This is a genomic window from Oscillibacter sp., from assembly GCF_032060045.1.
Lineage (GTDB): Bacteria > Bacillota > Clostridia > Oscillospirales > Oscillospiraceae > Oscillibacter.
This window is the reverse complement of sequence record NZ_DAMBZJ010000003.1, coordinates 113,029-129,062: the sequence shown is the minus strand read 5'-3', so window position 1 is coordinate 129,062 and position 16,034 is coordinate 113,029. Positions and strand designations below refer to the sequence as shown.

Below are 16,034 nucleotides of genomic sequence, written 5' to 3'. Positions count from 1 at the left end.
AAATCTGCGGAAAGATTTGCAGGATACTCTGCGTCGTGTGGGTTGTGAGGAGATTCTTGACAAACAGCGAGGAAAACTGGCAATTAAAACGGAACTGGTAGATTGCGACTATTACCAGTGGAGAGATCGCAATGCGCCCTGCAAAGATTTATACCGTGGGGAGTATATGACGCAATACAGCTGGGCGGAGGCGACCGGCGGGATGCTCAGCACGTCCTCTGTGGATAGGAGCGATGGTACGGGTACGTCTTCAAGCGGGGGCTTATAGCTGGCAAAACAGTGTGATTTAAGTGTGACCCTTGCTGTGATATGATCTTCTTGCAAGACTCGACTAAAAGATTGTTTAAGAGGAGGAGAAATTATGGCAGAAACCACCAAGAAAAATTCAAGCAACGCAGCAAAATTCATTTTGTGCAGTCTCTTAGGATTCTTCATGTTCTTCGTCAGCATTCCGTTCAACGGAAAAACCACGATCCCTGTGGATCATGTCACCACTCTGCTTCGAAACGCACTCGGCATCACGGTTCAGGGGTACATCGTTTTGATCGTCGTGGCAATTGGCGCCATTCTTCCCTTTGTTCAAAAGACATGGAACAAGAGTGCAAAAGATCTTATATTCTCGATCTTCAAAATCATTGGACTGATCTGTGCAATTATGTTCCTATTTCATCTGGGACCGGAAGAACTGCTGTCAAATCCGGATCTTCTGCCCTACCTCTTTGTCACACTCTGCTGCAGCCTCTGCTTCCTGATTCCTATCGGAGCTGTATTCCTTTCGTTCCTGACAGACTATGGTCTGATGGAATTTGTCGCTGTGTTTTTGCAGCCCATTATGCGTAAAATCTGGAAGACGCCTGGTCGGTCTGCAATTGATGCCGTCGCCTCTTTTGTGGGAAGCTATTCTCTGGCGCTCATTATTACCGACGATATGTATCACAAGGGACGTTACACGAAGAAAGAAGCGTATATTATCGCCACCGGCTTTTCCACCGTATCTACCACGTTTATGGTTGTTGTAGCCAAGACGCTGGACTTGATGGATCACTGGAACTTCTACTTCTGGACAACACTGCTAATCACCTTTACTGTAACTGCCATCGTTGCACGCATCTACCCCACCGCAAAGGTTCCCGATGATTACATGGAGGGTGTTACGCCCAACCCGGAAGCCAACGTTGCCAAAGATCACTTGCGGATTGCCTGGCAGGAGGCTCTGGAAGCAAGCGGCCGTTCCGGCAATATCGGAACGAACGTTTTAAGAAACACGAAAGACGGTCTGCGGATGATCTCAAATATTCTGCCGACGATTCTCTCCATCGGTCTGCTGGGTATGCTGCTGGCCCTGTATACTCCCATCTTTGACATCATCGGCTATATCTTTTATCCCTTTGCACTGCTTGTTCGCGTTCCCGATGCATTGCTGGCTGCCCAGTCTTTGGCCACAACGATTGCTGAAATGTTCCTGCCGGCAGCGTTTGTGACCGGTGCAGCGCTGGCGACGCGCTATGTTGTTGCAGTATGCTGTATCTCTGAACTGCTGTTTTTCTCGGCTGTGATCCCCTGCATTCTGTCCACCAAGATTCCTGTTAAAGTTAGAGATCTGATTGTCATTTGGATCGAGCGTTTGATCTTCTCAATTTTGCTGGCAGGAATTGTCGCACTCATTGTTTTCTAACGCCACGCAACGCTGGCGCTCCACGCTCTGGATCTCATCCCCCATGGCTTTCGGCATACCCTGTCCAGCTTCTTATCTCTTTGAACTTGTATATTCCCACAGCGGGATAATGGCGTCATGATGCTTCTTCCAAGTTCAAAGACCCCTGATAGCAACGAAAAAGCCAGGTATACTTCCTGGCTTTTTCGTTGCTTATATCATATTTGCTTGGGATAAACGCAGCTCGTAAAACTGACGTACCCACGCGGGAAAATCCTTATATGCTTCATTTTCAAGGATTGTCGATAGCGTCCTTTTTCCCACACGTCTATCCATAATCGCCAACACTTTTATGATATAGTTTTCGGATTCAAGAGCTTCTTGAATTGGCAGATTGCGAAATTGCAGAACCGCCTTTAAAAAGTCCATTTCATAGTAAGTGCAGTTGGCATCCCAGGTGGGTTTCATTTTTTCTTTAAGTTCGCTATAAGAAGCATCAGGCATCTCTTGGTATAAAGGGGTCAGGTCTCTCTCCTGATAATACATTTCTATCCATGAAAAGCAGACAAGTTCTTTCCCCTCAAACAGAATGGCGGCTCTGCCATAGGAGTTATGCACATCATGATACCGCGTGAGAAAGTATGTTACCCTCTTTTTTAATGTGTCACATAGAGACTCATTTAATAGTTTTTTGAGGCCTGCCCATGATTTGTAATGGTCCATAAATTATATCTCCTAAGATTGATCTGAAACGTATTTTGATTGATGTAGATTCCGCTCATGATTTCGTTCACTTCACCGGGAAATGACCAGCAGTTGGCCTGCATAAAAGCAACGGATTTATGATGAATTCATTAAAACGTAAGCGTTTAGAAATTCTTCTTCGCATAACCATCACCGCTATATTTTATTATAACGGGTAATTCTGTGTTGTTAAAAAAACAGGTAAGTATACCGGTTTTTTTGTGGACACACGGTCCATACTAACACAGAGGTGATTCTTATGTCAAAAGCGAGTATTTATTTTACTGTGGATAAAGTCAACGGAAAGCATGACGTAAAGGAGCTTAAGCGGGAATTGGATACCTTTCCGGGGGTAATTTCTGTCAGTGTAAATGATACGACCGAATCCATTGCGGTAGACTATGATACGACCGGCGTGGAGCAAGAGCAGTTACAAAAGCGCATTGAAAAGCTGGGGTACGGCATTATTGACACCCGCTTCGAAAATCATATTATGTAGGAGGAAGTGCTATGCAGAAACAACAGCAAGAAACCGCCCCTAAGCAAAGTGTGGACATGGTGCAAAAAGCAGAGGGGCAGGAAAAACTGAAAAATCAGAATCCAAACCAAAACCACAACACCAAGAAGGTTGCTCTTGGTCCGAACACCAAAAGATAAGAGTGCGTCCTTGTATTTGCTAATCTGATTTTTAGGCCGTTTGCAAATTGCAGACGGCCTTTTAAATATACAATGGAAGATTTTAAGAACATGAGAGTTGGGCGCTTCGGCATCATGGGAGCTATCAGGCTGATTAATTTTAAAGAGATTGATCCTGCAGAATGTGCGCTCTGTTGCAGTAGTATTAAGAAATGCCCTGTAAATCGGAAATTCATCAACCATGAGATATTTAATAAAATTAAAAAGGAATCATTGGCAACTTCAGCACAATAAGAAATGAATGTGAATGTTTCATTTCAATCAATTTGGTTCTAAACGCTGCGTATATTTTGACCGAATAATACAAGGAAATCTCTTAAAGTCCTAAGACTTTAAGAGATTTCCGGTTTTTTAACTATTTGAACATTCAATATCAATAACGTATGGCTTGCTTCAAATATTCAAGTTACTTTTTATTTGCTGCGCTTTAGAATCTCACAGACCAGCTGGTACACCCGCGCAGTGGAAGGAATGCTCAGCCGCTCTCGGGCGGAGTGCACATCGTGAAGCTCCGGCCCCATAGAGATGGCATCCAACCCGGGCAGCTTTTCGATGAACAGGCCGCACTCTAGACCGCCATGGGTGGCGGCGATGACGCCATCCTTGCCGCTGATGTCTTTGTAGGCTGTAAGAGCCAGCTCTCGAAGGGAGGAAGCCCGGTTGTATTGCCAACCGGGGTAGGAGCTGCGCTCCGTCACGGTGCCCCCGGCGTATTCCACGATGGCCCGGACCCGCTGAAGCAGCATGGCCTTCTGGGTGGCGATGGAAGAGCGGATGGAGACGGTGAAGTGGAGGCCGTCCGCCTGCATCCCCATCACGCCCAAGTTTAAGGAGGTCTGCACCAAACCGGGGAAATCGGCGCTCATGGCCTGAACGCCCTGAGGCAGGGGTAAGAGGACGTGGAGCAGGGAGGAGGTGGCGTCGGCGCTCAAAGCGGCGGGAACCGCCTCTTTGGAACAGCTGAGGGACACGCCGTCATCGCAGCCGGCGTACTCATTTTTGAGGATGGCGTCAAATTCGGCGAGGAAGGATTCGAAGTCTGCCTCCCGGTCCGCCGGAACGGTCACCAGAGCGTCGTTCTTGGGGCAGATGACATTTTCAAAGCGGCCCCCCCGGATGTCCGCCAAACGCAGACCGGGGACGCGCTCCATGGCGGAGTAGAGAACCCGGCCCATGAGCTGGTTGGCGGAGCCACGGCCTGTGTGAATTTCGCCGCCGGAGTGTCCGCCCTGAAGGCCCGAGAGGATTATGTGATAGCCCGTCTCGCCGTCCGTCTTCTCCATGTTGGCGGGTAAAAAGCAGTCGGCCCGAACGCCTCCGGCGCAGGACACGCAAAACGCACCCTCCTCCTCGGAATCCAGATTCAACAGCTTCCGCCCCTTCAAATCAGAGCAGTCCAGAGCAAACGCGCCATCCATGCCCGTTTCCTCGTCCACAGTGAAGAGTGCCTCCAAAGGAGGATGCGCCAAGGTTTCGTCCGCCAGAATGGCCAGAATCATGGCCACGGCGATGCAGTTGTCTCCGCCCAATGAGGTGCCCTTCGCCCACAGAAATTCACCGTCGGTTTCTAAATCCAGCCCCTCCACGGACATGTCTTTGGTGCAGCCCTCGGCCAAGGCGCAGACCATATCCATGTGGCCCTGCAAAATAATGGGCGCGGCGTGCTCGTAGCCCGGAGAAGCATCCTTCCAGATGATCAGATTGTTGCAGGGCTCCTGTCGATAGCGTAGGCCCAAATCCCGGGCAAAGCCCGCGCAAAGATCGCTGATGTGCTTTGTGTTGCCGCTGCCGTGGGGGACGGAGCAGAGCTTTTCAAAGTAGCTGAATACGTCCCGGGGCTTGCAATCCGATAAAACAGACATGTCAATCCTTCTTTCTAGTAAGGCAGCCCATGCGAAAGCATGGGCTGCACAGTCAATTATTCTGCGGGGACTTCCTCCGTGGTGGTCACGCCAAATTCGTCCGTGATTCCTTCGTCGCCAGTCTCCTCATCCTCGGCGGGAGCGGCTACGAACTCGGAGAGATAGGCCTCCTCAGGCAGTCCCGCCAGAAGGGCCGGCAGGTTGAGGATGATGCCGTCCATATTACGGGGGAGGTCCAGAGACACTTCTTGCGTCTCTGCCGTGCCGCCTTTGTTCTGGGTGATTTCCAGAGTCATGGAAAACTTCTGTCCAATCCAGGTAGACAAGCCTCTTTCCTTGTCATAGAGCTTAGCCACTTGCTTGTCGTTCACATAGACCACAACTTTATAGGGCGGTTCATAGGTTTGACCATTGTATTCCAGACGTTTGCTGTCCATATACACGGTGTGCCCGCGACCGACGATGGTCATGCTGTACGCTAAGACGGCCAAAAGCAGCACCGCGCCTACACGGATCAGGAGAGCACGCATTGAAATCTTTTTCACTGGCGCTCCTCCTTCCCTTGCGCAAGCTGGAGCCGTTGCCCGATTTTTCCTTTGGCCATGCGCTTTTTCGTCTCATACATCACAAGGGCAATGGTGATGACACCATAGGAGGCAAATACACGGAAATATTCACCGATCATGGAGTCGCCCGTGATTTTGGCACCCGTGGCCGGAGCCACGATGAACATGGTATGGAACAAAATCACGCCCAAAAACACATTTCCGATGGATGCCCTGTCCACGGACGCGCCACCCACCAGCAGTGCCGCGATGCAAAACATACCAATCTGCTTGTGGGAGCTATATGTAGAAATATTGCCCATGTTTTGCAAATAGATGACCATGCCCAGACCCGCAAACACAGTGGACATGACGATGGCAATGATGCGAGTGCGCTCCACCTTAATGCCGGCGTCCCGGGCCACGTCTATATTCTGGCCCACGGCGCGCATGTCCTGGCCTAGTTTCGTTTTGCGGAACCAGACGATGAACAGGCAGAAAACAGCAATGACCGCAAGGGTCAGCACGGGGATTTTAACGCCACCGATATGAATGGCGCCCAGATTATCCAGAGATTGCCGCATGTGCAGCAGGCTCACAGTATTGCGAATGCCGTATCCCCGGGGAAGCCTCAGGGAGAAGTGGAGGATGGGAATGACAGGTCCCATCATAAACAGTACCAGAAGTTGATACAAGCCATCCATAAAGAAGGCAATCATATAGCTGGTGATCATTTCCCTGCCCCTGGCCCGGTTGAGAATCTGTCCGCAGAAGGCGCCCAGAAGAATGGAAATGGGGATAGAGAGGATCATGGCCAGAATAATACCGGGGATGCCCCAGACCTGCCAGTCGGCCGTGAAAATCAGCGCGATCTCCGCGGCCATGGCGCCTAATGTCATGGCAAAGTTCAAGCCCATGCCCGCCATGATGGGGAAGATGAGACAGAGGATCAAAAACGCGTTTCGGCCCAGCCGGGTCATGATCTCGTTGACCAGATATCCGGGGGAAAAGCCGGAAATGGGAATGCAGATAGCGCAAATCAGAATGAACATGATCGGCACGCTGTTATCTTGAAGCTGCTCAAGAAAGCCGCCACCTTGCTTCTTTGGTTTCAAACTCATTTCGATCCCTCCGTCTTTCTGGTCAGAGCATACAGGATCATTCCGTTGGAGACGATGATACGGATAACCTCGCTCATGTCCATATGGATGGCAGCGTTCATGACCGTTGGGGTCATGGTAAGAAGGCCCTGAAACAGGAATGTACCAATGACAACGTTGGCAATGCTTGCCTTGTTCACCGATGCGCCGCCGATGAGAATAGCGGATACCGCAGGCAACGCCATATAGAACGGGGCCATATAGAGCTGGATGAAACCAAAGCCCTGCTGATAGACCAAAATACCTACCGCGGCCAGCCATGTGGACATGATGACGGAAAGCATTCTTGCCCTGTCAATGTTAATGCCTGAGGCTTTGGCGAAGAAGGGATTGGAACCAACGGCTGTCATGGCGGTGCCGGCTTTGGTGTGCAAAAAGGCCCACATCAAAAAGGCCAGCACGCCAAAAAACATCAATGAACCCACGGGGATGGAGAGGTGCCCGATGTTGATTTGCAGGAAATTGGCCAGCACCTTGTCGTAAAATCCCTCCAGAGAGATGGTGGTGCGAAGTCCCTTGCCGGACAGGCCCCAAACCATGGTGGGGCTGGTGTAGGGAAGCAGAAGCCACATCATGCACATAAAGGATACTGAAGAGAAGCCGACGTAAGTGGCAATCATCATTTCCCCGCCTTTGATGCGGTTGAGAAGCCAGCCATATCCGCCGCCGAAAGCTAGCGCGAAGGGCGTGGCGATGACGATGGCCATGACAAAGCTCATGCCACCGGTAAAGCCGAACTGGATGGACATCGTGGCGCCCAGAAGGCCGGAAATAATGCCCAGAGGCAGGCCGAAGTTTAGTCCGCAGCCGGAGTGCACCATCGGCACCATGGCCAGCACCAGCACCGCGTTCCAACTGAAGCGGTTAATGGTATTGGTAAGCTGCGTGGGGAGATCAGCGCCAACGATGGGTGCCATGATAAACAGAAACAGGAGAAATCCCGCAATAATCAATCTCGGCAGGCCGAAGTTGTCAACCAGTTCCCGGAATCTTGTTTTGTTTCCAAGGGTAATCGCTTCGTTTGCAGTTTTGCCCATATTGCCTTCCTCCCTATTTAACCTGGCTGACCATCAGAAGACCGAATTCCTCGGAGGATTCGGTCGCCGGCAGGATTCCAGCAATTTTGCCGCCTGAAACGATGGCAATGCGGTCGCAGGCCATGCGCAGCTCCTCCAGCTCGGAGGAGATCATAACAACAGTAACGCCGTGCTCGCGGTTAAAGTTTTTCAAGGCGTCCAGCACCAGAGATTTCGCGCCTACGTCGATGCCGCGGGTAGGTTCGGATACAAACAGAAATTTGGGATTGAGAGCAAAGGCCTTGGCCAAACAAATCTTTTGCTGATTGCCGCCGGAGAGTTCCTTTGCCTTCTGGGTGGAGCTGGTGCACTTGATGGCCAGCTCATCGATATATTTCTTCGTCACCATATGGATGGCCCGTTCGTTCCGCCAAGAGACGAGGCCGCCCAGATATTTCTTGAGAAACTTATCCTGAATTTGCATGGCAGAAAACGCCACGTTCCATTCAAGGGATTCGTCCAGCAGCAATCCCACGTCCCGCCGATCCTCGGAGACAAAGGCCAAGGACGCGTCCAGACACTTCCGGGGATTGTTAAGAGGAATGGGTTTGCCGTCAAATTCCACGGAGCCACCCGCTTCATAAAGTCCCATAATTCCGTTGGGAATGCCCAGTTTTCCCTGTCCTGCCAAGCCGCCGATGCCTAAAATCTCGCCCTCACGAATGTCCAGATTGACGTTGCGCACGGTTTCACCGGACATATCGACCCACAGGTTGCGAATGGACATGATGGTTTTGGCGTTGGGATCGATGCGGACGTCATCCCTGACGGAGGCCTGAACGTTGCGGCCCACCATCCACTTGGTGATATCGGGGATGTCGGTTTCCTTGGAGGGAACATCTTTGACCACATAGCCATCCCGCATGATGATCACCTTGTCACAGACATTCAAAATCTCGTGAAGCCGGTGGGTGATGAAAATGACGGCGATGCCGCTGGCGGCCATGTTGCGGATGGACGTCAGCAAAGCCTCCGCCTCCTTTTCCGTCAGAACAGCGGTAGGCTCGTCCAAAATCAGCAGTTTCAGATGTCCCTTGCTCAGCTCACGGGCGATTTCGGTAAACTGTTTGTGGCCCACGGGCATGTCGCTGATGGACATATCGGCATCAATGTCGACGCCCATTTTTTCAATGGCCTCTCTAGAAAGAACGGCCATCTGTTTATAATCCAGAGTGTCCAGACGGTCGCCAAAAATCTCGGAGATTACATTTTTTTTCTTGGGTTCACGGTTGAGCAGAATGTTTTCGGAGGCAGAAAAGCCGGGGATCAGAGAGAACTCTTGATGCACCATGCCAATGCCAGCCGCCAGAGCGTCAAAGGGCGTGGAAAAGCTGACCTTTTCGCCGTTGACCACCACGTCGCCGCCGTAGCCGCCGGTCTCCCGGATGACATCCATGCCGAAGAGAATCTTCATCAGGGTGCTCTTGCCGGCGCCGTTTTCGCCCACGAGGCCCATGACTTCGCCGGCTTGCAATTTAAAATTGATGTCCGTCAGGACTTGATTGCCGAAAAAGTCCTTCTTGATATTCCGCACCTCCAGCAGGGGGGTGTTATTATTCATCATAGTCTTACCTCGTCTAAAATAGCGGGGGGAGGGATGTACCCGCCCCCCGCTATCCGAACTCGTTATTTTGAATGGGAAAATTATTTAACGGTAAAGTATTTCTCCGGAACTTCAACCTGTGCGTTGCCCATGAAGTGGCCGGGATCACCCATAATATAGGTATCCTGATACACCAGGAACACGTTTTCGGCTTTGGCGCCGGTTTCCACGTTGGTATAGCTGGAGCCGCTCCATTCCGCCTTGGGAGAGAAGGACTGATAGGCCTTGGCAATATCGTCGATATCGCAAAGCTCACTCTCGCCATTGATGACGTTCAAAGCGTGCTGTGCAAGGCCCGCAGTGGTGGTGTAACCATAGGAGTAGGCCCAGGTACCGAAGTGACCAGCGCCGCCCTTGTCGTTAATGGTGGATTCCACCTTCGCCAGAATCTTCTCAAAGTCGCCCGCCTCAGCGGTCAGGTCGATGCCCAGAGCGCCGGGATAGCCCAGGAGGGGAGAGGGCAGGTCAGCTTCGATGAAGTAGCCGCCGTATTCCATCAGCTGCTTGAGCAGAGGCTCAGTATGGGCGTCATTTGTGCAGAAGTAAGCGGCGTTCTCACCGTACTTTTCGACCCACTCGGGAACCTTCTCCAGAATGTAAGCCTGCGCGCCGGCGACGCCGACATCGGAGGTGGGGTCGGGAGCGGTTTCCATGACGAACTCCATGCCGAATTCCTTGCAGGCTTCCTTCATGACGGCCACACGGCGGCTCATGGTCTCATAAGCCAGATGGCGCGGGAAGGAGATATGTACGAAGGTATCGCAGCCCAGCTCGTGGGCGGTGCGGATGATCAGGTAGCCACGTGCGACAAAGTCATTGTTGCAGACCAGGTCGGCGGCGCTGCCAATCTCAGGCAGGTCCTCGTGGGACTCGCCAGCGATGCAGAGAATGTCGGGGCGGCTCTCCTTGATCTTGCGGAAGGCCTCAGTGGTACCGGGGACAGACTGGTTGACAATGATGGCCTTCATGTCAGGATTGTCAGACAGATTAACGATGGTCTGAATGGTGGTCTCCAGCTCTTCGGTGAAGTTGTCGGGATAGATGGCCAGCTTAACCATATCCTCGCCATACATATCACGGAAAGCCTCGGCACCGCGGCGGTCGTCCTCAGCCTGAGAGACGGAACCGGTGACGATACCGATTTGGATGTTCTGGGCTTCAGAGCCCTGAGATCCAGAGGACTGTGGGGCGGAAGATTGGGAGCTGCTGGGAGTAGTGCCGCAGCCGGTGAGCGCAAGGAGCATAGTGGTCGCAAGCAAGATACTGACTAGCTTCTTCTTCATTTCTAACCTCCAAAATCTTAATTAGCAAGGGATACGAATACTTTTATATTTTATCATGTGTTCATAGATTGTCAACAGTTCACAAAATGTTGATTTTTGTAAAACTCTGCTTTAGATAAACTGACAAGATAAAAAAATAATTGCATTTGTGATTCTAATTAAATTGCCGTTTTCCTCATTTTTGCTGGAAATTACAAGCTTTTTTGGAAAAAGCGGGACTTCTTATCTTGGTGAGAATCGGCTTTTTTCGGACGTAACGCGCTGTGTTTTTTCCAAAAAAATTTTTTAAATTTCCATCTATTTTTCCAATTTGAGAGGTACGCCGTAATAAAAAATCATGTAAAACAGCAACAGCACGGAGGCGAGAAATTCGGCTGCGGTGTTGTCCGTTCCAGCCGAAATCTGCGCCCCCCCGCGGAGTTTCCGTAGGCGTATTCCCCCTTGCAGTGAGGCATCCACACAAGATGGGGCGTATGCACATAGTATAAACTATTCTTACAGACGGAAAAGGTAAGGAGTTGCTTATGATCAATCTTTCTTTGATACATGTTTCATATCTGGCGTTGATTGTTCTATTTCTGATCGTCATGGCTTGTAAAAAAAGCATTGTGATTCCATGTGCTCTTGGCATCGTGCTACTTGGCGCAATCGTAACCAAAAGTCCGATTGGTGCAATTCAAACCCTGTTTAATGCGTTGGTCTGGGCGGGTTCTGAGTTCTTGGGAATTATTGTCGTCATAGCCCTGGTGGTGGCCATGAGCCGATCTCTTATCTCCATTGGAGCGGATCGCATGCTGATTTTTTCGCTTAAGCGTCGGATGGGAAGCCCCAAGTCGGCCTTCTTTATTCTTGGGTTTGTAATGTTTGTTGTATCCATCTGCGTATGGCCATCCCCCGCAGTGGCGCTGGTGGGCACACTGCTGCTGCCAATGGCTGTAAAAACCGGAATGCCGGTTCTTTGGGCCGCGGTTGTTATGAATATATTCGGACACGGAATGGCTCTGTCGGGAGACTTTTTCATTCAGGGTGCGCCCACAATTACGGCCAAAGCGGCCGGTGCGGATGTTGGAATTATGATGTCCCAGTCGGTGCTGCTGTGGGCCGTTATGTGTGTGGTAACGGCGGCGGTGGCTTTTTTCTGTTACTGCCGGGATATGCGAACCCTGCCTAGGCAGACAGTTGATACAGATACCGTTCAAATAAAAGCGGTGGGGCGGTTTGCGCCGTTTATGGCGGTGCTGACGCCGGTCATATATCTGGCAAATATTGTCGCCATGTTGGTATTTAAACTTCAGGGCGGAGATGCAACGGCATTGGTCGGCGGCTCCGCATTGCTTTTGCTGGTGCTGTGCGCATGCCTTGATAAAGGAGTTTCCCATGCGCTTGACGATGTGGGAGATTATTTAAAAGAGGGCTTTGGCTTTAGCATAAAAATCTTTGCCCCGGTTATAGTCATTGGCGGCTTCTTTTTCCTCGGAGGAGAAGGCGGAAGCCAGGCGGTGTTTGGCAGTCAGATGACAGGTATTTTAAGCGATATCGGCAGGTATATTGCAGAAAATGTTCCTGTAAATCGATTCTCCGCAATTGCCACGCAAGCTACGGTGGCGGTTATTACAGGGTTGGACGGTTCTGGATTTTCAGGACTGCCAATTGTAGGTGCAACGGCCAAAACCTTTGCAGATGCCCTACCGTTGAACAAAGAAATTCTGGCTTCATTGGGGCAGATCATCACCATCTGGGTTGGTGGTGGAACCCTGATTCCATGGGCGGTTGTTCCGGTTGCAGCAATTTGTGATGTAAGTCCGGCGGAACTGGTGCGTAAAAACTTTGTCCCGGTAATCTGCGGATTAGCATCTGTTGCGATTGCAACGTTCTTCTTGTTGTAATCCTGCCGCGAGAGACAGGAGCTATTGGCTTGTCGATAGACTTCTTTCTTATCCCCGCCATCCACACCACAACACAAGCGCGAGGACCTCCGGGATTGTTCCCGGAGGCCCTCTGTTCTGCTTATATAAGCCTGTTTTTATTTTGATCGCAAATTGCGCTTATAAGCATCCCGCAAAATCCACGATTTTAAAGAGTTCGCTCTTGCTCGTCACATGCGCACACATTTAATTCGTGGCAAGCTCAGGTTTGCGCTGCGCCTTATAGGGCATCAGTTAAACGTAGAAGGACTTAGGTATTTATTGGGGCTGGTGGCATATCCGTTTTGATACTTCACAGTCATATATAACGTCTCTTCATTGTTTTCAAGCTTGACATAGCAAATGTCGTTTTCAAACTTGTCGGTGATGTCAACCTTTTGGTCGAACCAGTAAATCCAAACAGAGCCGTCGTTTTCATATCGCACGTCCGGGGCTGTCAAGTGTTTCATAAGGTCTTCTTCCGACACGGGTACTTCGGTTCCGTCAGGTGCGAAAGCAACCCCGCCACCGCCTTGATGCTGCATAGTTTCATCGCCGTCAACATAGTCCAAGCTGTAATTTCCATCACCATCGAACTGAATGGTTGCGGCCGTTTGGTCGCCGTGGATCCAAAGCTGAATCGTGCGCTGAATTCCGCCTAAATCTGCGGCATATGCAGCCGTGGCGCAGCCCACAAGCATCACGCAGGCAGCAACAGCGGCAATCATGGTTTTAAGTTTACGCTGTTTATTTGTTCGTTCCATTTTTTCTACCTCCAAAGAAAAATTGTCAGAGGTATGAAGTGCAGAAAATGCCTGTTTGTATTTTTCTTTATTCGTCATCGTCCCATACCTCCTTTAGTGCGTTGCGAAGCGACATTCTTCCACGCGACAGTCTTACTTTTACATTGCCCGGCGTCAACTTCAAAATATCCGCGATTTCATTCACAGAATAATCCTCGTAGTAAAACAGGTGAATGACGATGCGATATTTTTCCGGGAGGTTCATCACAGCTTCAAACAACTCCGAAGCTTCTTCCGACGCAAAAGTCAAGGGTTCTATGGAATCCTCCAATGGCAGCGAGTTACGCCTGAAAAAAGTATTGTTTTTGTTTTTAGCCTTGTTAATGGCCACCCGGAGGAGCCAAGCGCGGATTTGCTGCTCTGATTCAAAGTCTTTTTTGCACGATAGATACTGGATGAAGGTATCCTGAACAACATCCTCGGCATCCTGCGCCTGGTTACACATATTAAACGCCGCCGCATAAAGGTTATTCCGATATTTTTCGACCAATGTCTCTACGGATGATTTCATCATAAGCATGCTCCGATCTGTTTGAAAAGCTTTTCACCAATAATACAAATGAAAACACTAAAAGGTTACAAGACATCTTTTTAAAATTATTGTAAAAGCAAAAAGCACTGACTCTTGGGAAGAGTTCAGTGCTTTTAGATAGTAATGTCAATTTTTCGTCTTTATTAGTTTCATTCCTGCTATGCATTCAGTTTTCCCGTGCTGTGGTGGCAAATGCTATCTCATCTTAAAATCCGTATTATTTATGACGGATTCCATCTCGCTGCACCAAATTGTATCGATTAAGGATCACTACCAATGCAGGAATAAAAACAAGCTGTATGGCAATTCCCGGAATAGCGTTCGTTACTGTGCCCGCTATAAAAATGATGGGACCGGGCAGACTCGCAGCGAAGAAAGTTGCAAGCACCCAAACAGCAAATCCCGCCACAATTCGTCCGGCAATCATACTGCCAATCAGTGCTACGTACACATTTGCATTGAGCTTTCTGTACAAAAGGCTTGCGATTGCACCGTAAGTAGCAAGCTCAAGAACCATATAGGGCATAATTGGAAAAATAGGAGGCATTCCTGTAAAAATAGAGCTTAAAAATGGCGTCAAAGCGCCTACTGCAATTGCGTATGGGATGCTTATAAAAAAACCTGCAAGCAGCACAGGGATATGCATGGGAGAAAAGGAAGTTCCCATTCCGTACATATGAAATATGCCCGGCAGTATGATACCGCTGGCAATAAAAAGCCCCGATAATATAATTTCTCTTAATGACTTGGTTTGCATAAAAATCCCCTTTTAAATTAGTTTTTCAAGCAAGAACGACATGACCATAAACAGCGCTTTATGTTTAAAGTAACTCTGCGTATTTCATAAATTTGACAAAGTGAACAATCCCGCGTCAAAGCGCTCGTGACTGCGGGCTGCATTTGCCGTAATAATATATCATAGAGCGTATTTCGCGTCAATCACAACAAAACCCACTTTGTTATACATGCATTAAAAAATGCATATTGCAAATGATTTATCTTGTGAACTTTGTGCGCTGTACATATAATAAACACGTGGTCTAAATGCAAATGAAGTTCATGGGAGAGGCGCATAGAATAAAATCGATTCAAATATCGCGGCGCTGCAGAACGGCCCTCGGGAAATCATTTTCCCGAGGGCCGTCTCGTAGGTCTGCGGTAATGTTAACTTTCGTATGCGAGGGATCCTGCCCGGTAGGATGGTGCACGGCGACGTGATACGATTACGACTCCGAGGGAGTGGCAGCGCCCATCGGCGCCGGTGCATCCTGTGTGTCCCGCGCTGCAAACATATTGGCCACAATGGGGCCCACCACCTGGTGAACCACGGTGGCAAGCACGCAGGGAAGGATTGCCATGGTTCCGGGGAAGGAGGAGTTGGCCAGCGTGCAGGCCAGACCGCTGTTTTGCAGACCCACCTCCAGAGAAAGAGCACGAACCTTGGTCTCAGTGAAATGAAAGACCTTTGCAATCCCGTAGCCGGTCAGCAGTCCAAGAACGTGGTGAAGCAGCACGGCAATGACGCTCACCCCCACCACGGCTAAGCCGTTCTGGGTAAAGCTGCTTTGGTTCGGGCCGACACACATGCCGATCACCAGCAGAATGCAGACGGTGGAAACCAGCACCAACAGCTTTTTGAACTGTTCCACCAGCTTGCCGATGGCGGCGTGTACAGCCAGCCCCAGAAAGATGGGCAAAAGGACGATTACAACAATGGAGAAAAACATGCTCCAGAAATTAACTTCCACCCACTGTCCGGCCAGAGCCAGCGTCAGCGCGGGTGTCAGCGCCGGAGCCAGCAGCGTGGTGCACATGGTGATTGTGATGGACAGCGGGACGTCGCCCCGGGCCAGAAAGGTCATGACGTTGGAGGCGGTTCCGCCCGGGACGCAGCCCAGAAGCACCAGACCGACTGCCAATTGGGAGCAGACCTCCGGCCCGCCCACGCCGGTCATGGTCAGCAGCTTCGCTACCAGCCAGCCGAAACCGGCCATGCACACGTACTGACTGCAAATTCCGATCAGCACATCCCGGGGACGACGTAGAATCAGGGCAAAATCCTCTGCCCGGAGGGTCATTCCCATGCCGAACATGATCACGCCCAGCAGCAAATTCACAAGACTGAGCTTGGGGAAATAGGTACCCATAAACGGAACCCATGCCAGATTGAAG

General features: G+C 50.2%; 15 protein-coding genes and 1 pseudogene. 5 read left to right on the top strand and 11 right to left on the bottom strand.

Annotated features, from left to right (window positions below):
- Together RT018_RS02510 and RT018_RS02505 are read left to right on the top strand one after the other, a co-directional pair.
- Positions 1-268, top strand: a pseudogene (locus tag RT018_RS02510) (hypothetical protein); the annotation flags it as partial.
- Between the two features lie 93 nt (positions 269-361).
- Positions 362-1,675: a YjiH family protein gene (locus RT018_RS02505; protein ID WP_312938968.1), complete on the top strand. Its 1,314-nt coding sequence runs from the start codon at positions 362-364 to the stop codon at positions 1,673-1,675.
- Between the two features lie 192 nt (positions 1,676-1,867).
- Here the strand turns inward: RT018_RS02505 and RT018_RS02500 are convergent, their stop codons facing one another.
- Positions 1,868-2,377, bottom strand: a complete 510-nt coding sequence (locus tag RT018_RS02500) for a hypothetical protein (RefSeq protein ID WP_312938967.1) — start codon at positions 2,375-2,377, stop codon at positions 1,868-1,870.
- Between the two features lie 280 nt (positions 2,378-2,657).
- On the opposite strand from RT018_RS02500, the gene RT018_RS02495 reads away from it, so the two are divergent.
- The gene (locus tag RT018_RS02495; protein WP_312938966.1) at positions 2,658-2,897 is read left to right on the top strand and encodes a heavy metal-associated domain-containing protein; all 240 of its coding nucleotides are present in this window, start codon (positions 2,658-2,660) and stop codon (positions 2,895-2,897) included.
- Between the two features lie 11 nt (positions 2,898-2,908).
- On the top strand, positions 2,909-3,055 hold the full coding sequence (locus RT018_RS02490) for a hypothetical protein (RefSeq protein ID WP_312938965.1): 147 nt from the start codon (positions 2,909-2,911) through the stop codon (positions 3,053-3,055).
- A 452-nt stretch (positions 3,056-3,507) separates the two neighbouring features.
- On the opposite strand, the gene RT018_RS02485 is transcribed toward RT018_RS02490, so the two are convergent.
- The 6 genes from RT018_RS02485 to RT018_RS02460 form a co-directional block, all read right to left on the bottom strand.
- On the bottom strand, positions 3,508-4,956 hold the full coding sequence (locus RT018_RS02485) for an aminoacyl-histidine dipeptidase (protein ID WP_312938964.1): 1,449 nt from the start codon (positions 4,954-4,956) through the stop codon (positions 3,508-3,510).
- A gap of 56 nt (positions 4,957-5,012) precedes the next feature.
- Entirely contained in the window at positions 5,013-5,501 is a 489-nt protein-coding gene (locus RT018_RS02480; RefSeq protein WP_397359562.1) for a DUF6672 family protein, read from the bottom strand.
- Entirely contained in the window at positions 5,498-6,622 is a 1,125-nt protein-coding gene (locus tag RT018_RS02475) for an ABC transporter permease (RefSeq protein WP_312938963.1), read from the bottom strand. The genes RT018_RS02480 and RT018_RS02475 overlap by 4 nt, the downstream gene beginning before the upstream one ends.
- Positions 6,619-7,698 (bottom strand): ABC transporter permease subunit, encoded by a 1,080-nt coding sequence (locus RT018_RS02470; RefSeq protein WP_312938962.1) that lies wholly within the window; start codon positions 7,696-7,698, stop codon positions 6,619-6,621. Before RT018_RS02470 ends, RT018_RS02475 begins: the two co-directional genes overlap by 4 nt.
- A 13-nt stretch (positions 7,699-7,711) precedes the next feature.
- A complete protein-coding gene (locus RT018_RS02465) occupies positions 7,712-9,301 on the bottom strand; it encodes a sugar ABC transporter ATP-binding protein (protein ID WP_312938961.1) in 1,590 nt (529 codons plus the stop codon).
- Between the two features lie 80 nt (positions 9,302-9,381).
- Positions 9,382-10,623 (bottom strand): DUF3798 domain-containing protein, encoded by a 1,242-nt coding sequence (locus tag RT018_RS02460; RefSeq protein ID WP_312938960.1) that lies wholly within the window; start codon positions 10,621-10,623, stop codon positions 9,382-9,384.
- 524 nt (positions 10,624-11,147) lie between these two features.
- On the opposite strand from RT018_RS02460, the gene RT018_RS02455 reads away from it, so the two are divergent.
- Positions 11,148-12,509 (top strand): hypothetical protein, encoded by a 1,362-nt coding sequence (locus RT018_RS02455; RefSeq protein ID WP_312938959.1) that lies wholly within the window; start codon positions 11,148-11,150, stop codon positions 12,507-12,509.
- Between the two features lie 269 nt (positions 12,510-12,778).
- Here the strand turns inward: RT018_RS02455 and RT018_RS02450 are convergent, their stop codons facing one another.
- The 4 genes from RT018_RS02450 to RT018_RS02435 form a co-directional block, all read right to left on the bottom strand.
- On the bottom strand, positions 12,779-13,369 hold the full coding sequence (locus RT018_RS02450; protein WP_312938958.1) for a hypothetical protein: 591 nt from the start codon (positions 13,367-13,369) through the stop codon (positions 12,779-12,781).
- The gene (locus RT018_RS02445; RefSeq protein ID WP_312938957.1) at positions 13,359-13,844 is read right to left on the bottom strand and encodes an RNA polymerase sigma factor; all 486 of its coding nucleotides are present in this window, start codon (positions 13,842-13,844) and stop codon (positions 13,359-13,361) included. The genes RT018_RS02450 and RT018_RS02445 overlap by 11 nt, the downstream gene beginning before the upstream one ends.
- A gap of 235 nt (positions 13,845-14,079) precedes the next feature.
- Positions 14,080-14,619 (bottom strand): ECF transporter S component, encoded by a 540-nt coding sequence (locus RT018_RS02440; RefSeq protein WP_312938956.1) that lies wholly within the window; start codon positions 14,617-14,619, stop codon positions 14,080-14,082.
- A 466-nt stretch (positions 14,620-15,085) separates the two neighbouring features.
- On the bottom strand, positions 15,086-16,034 hold a 949-nt coding region (locus tag RT018_RS02435), incomplete at its 5' end, for a bile acid:sodium symporter family protein (protein ID WP_312938955.1).

Bases quoted from the DNA above. Each gene is read 5' to 3' on its own strand.
- RT018_RS02505 (WP_312938968.1), top strand. From the start codon at position 362: ATGGCAGAAACCACCAAGAAAAATTCAAGCAACGCAGCAAAATTCATT.
- RT018_RS02500 (WP_312938967.1), bottom strand. From the start codon at position 2,377: ATGGACCATTACAAATCATGGGCAGGCCTCAAAAAACTATTAAATGAG.
- RT018_RS02495 (WP_312938966.1), top strand. From the start codon at position 2,658: ATGTCAAAAGCGAGTATTTATTTTACTGTGGATAAAGTCAACGGAAAG.
- RT018_RS02490 (WP_312938965.1), top strand. From the start codon at position 2,909: ATGCAGAAACAACAGCAAGAAACCGCCCCTAAGCAAAGTGTGGACATG.
- RT018_RS02485 (WP_312938964.1), bottom strand. From the start codon at position 4,956: ATGTCTGTTTTATCGGATTGCAAGCCCCGGGACGTATTCAGCTACTTT.
- RT018_RS02475 (WP_312938963.1), bottom strand. From the start codon at position 6,622: ATGAGTTTGAAACCAAAGAAGCAAGGTGGCGGCTTTCTTGAGCAGCTT.
- RT018_RS02470 (WP_312938962.1), bottom strand. From the start codon at position 7,698: ATGGGCAAAACTGCAAACGAAGCGATTACCCTTGGAAACAAAACAAGA.
- RT018_RS02465 (WP_312938961.1), bottom strand. From the start codon at position 9,301: ATGATGAATAATAACACCCCCCTGCTGGAGGTGCGGAATATCAAGAAG.
- RT018_RS02460 (WP_312938960.1), bottom strand. From the start codon at position 10,623: ATGAAGAAGAAGCTAGTCAGTATCTTGCTTGCGACCACTATGCTCCTT.
- RT018_RS02455 (WP_312938959.1), top strand. From the start codon at position 11,148: ATGATCAATCTTTCTTTGATACATGTTTCATATCTGGCGTTGATTGTT.
- RT018_RS02450 (WP_312938958.1), bottom strand. From the start codon at position 13,369: ATGACGAATAAAGAAAAATACAAACAGGCATTTTCTGCACTTCATACC.
- RT018_RS02445 (WP_312938957.1), bottom strand. From the start codon at position 13,844: ATGATGAAATCATCCGTAGAGACATTGGTCGAAAAATATCGGAATAAC.
- RT018_RS02440 (WP_312938956.1), bottom strand. From the start codon at position 14,619: ATGCAAACCAAGTCATTAAGAGAAATTATATTATCGGGGCTTTTTATT.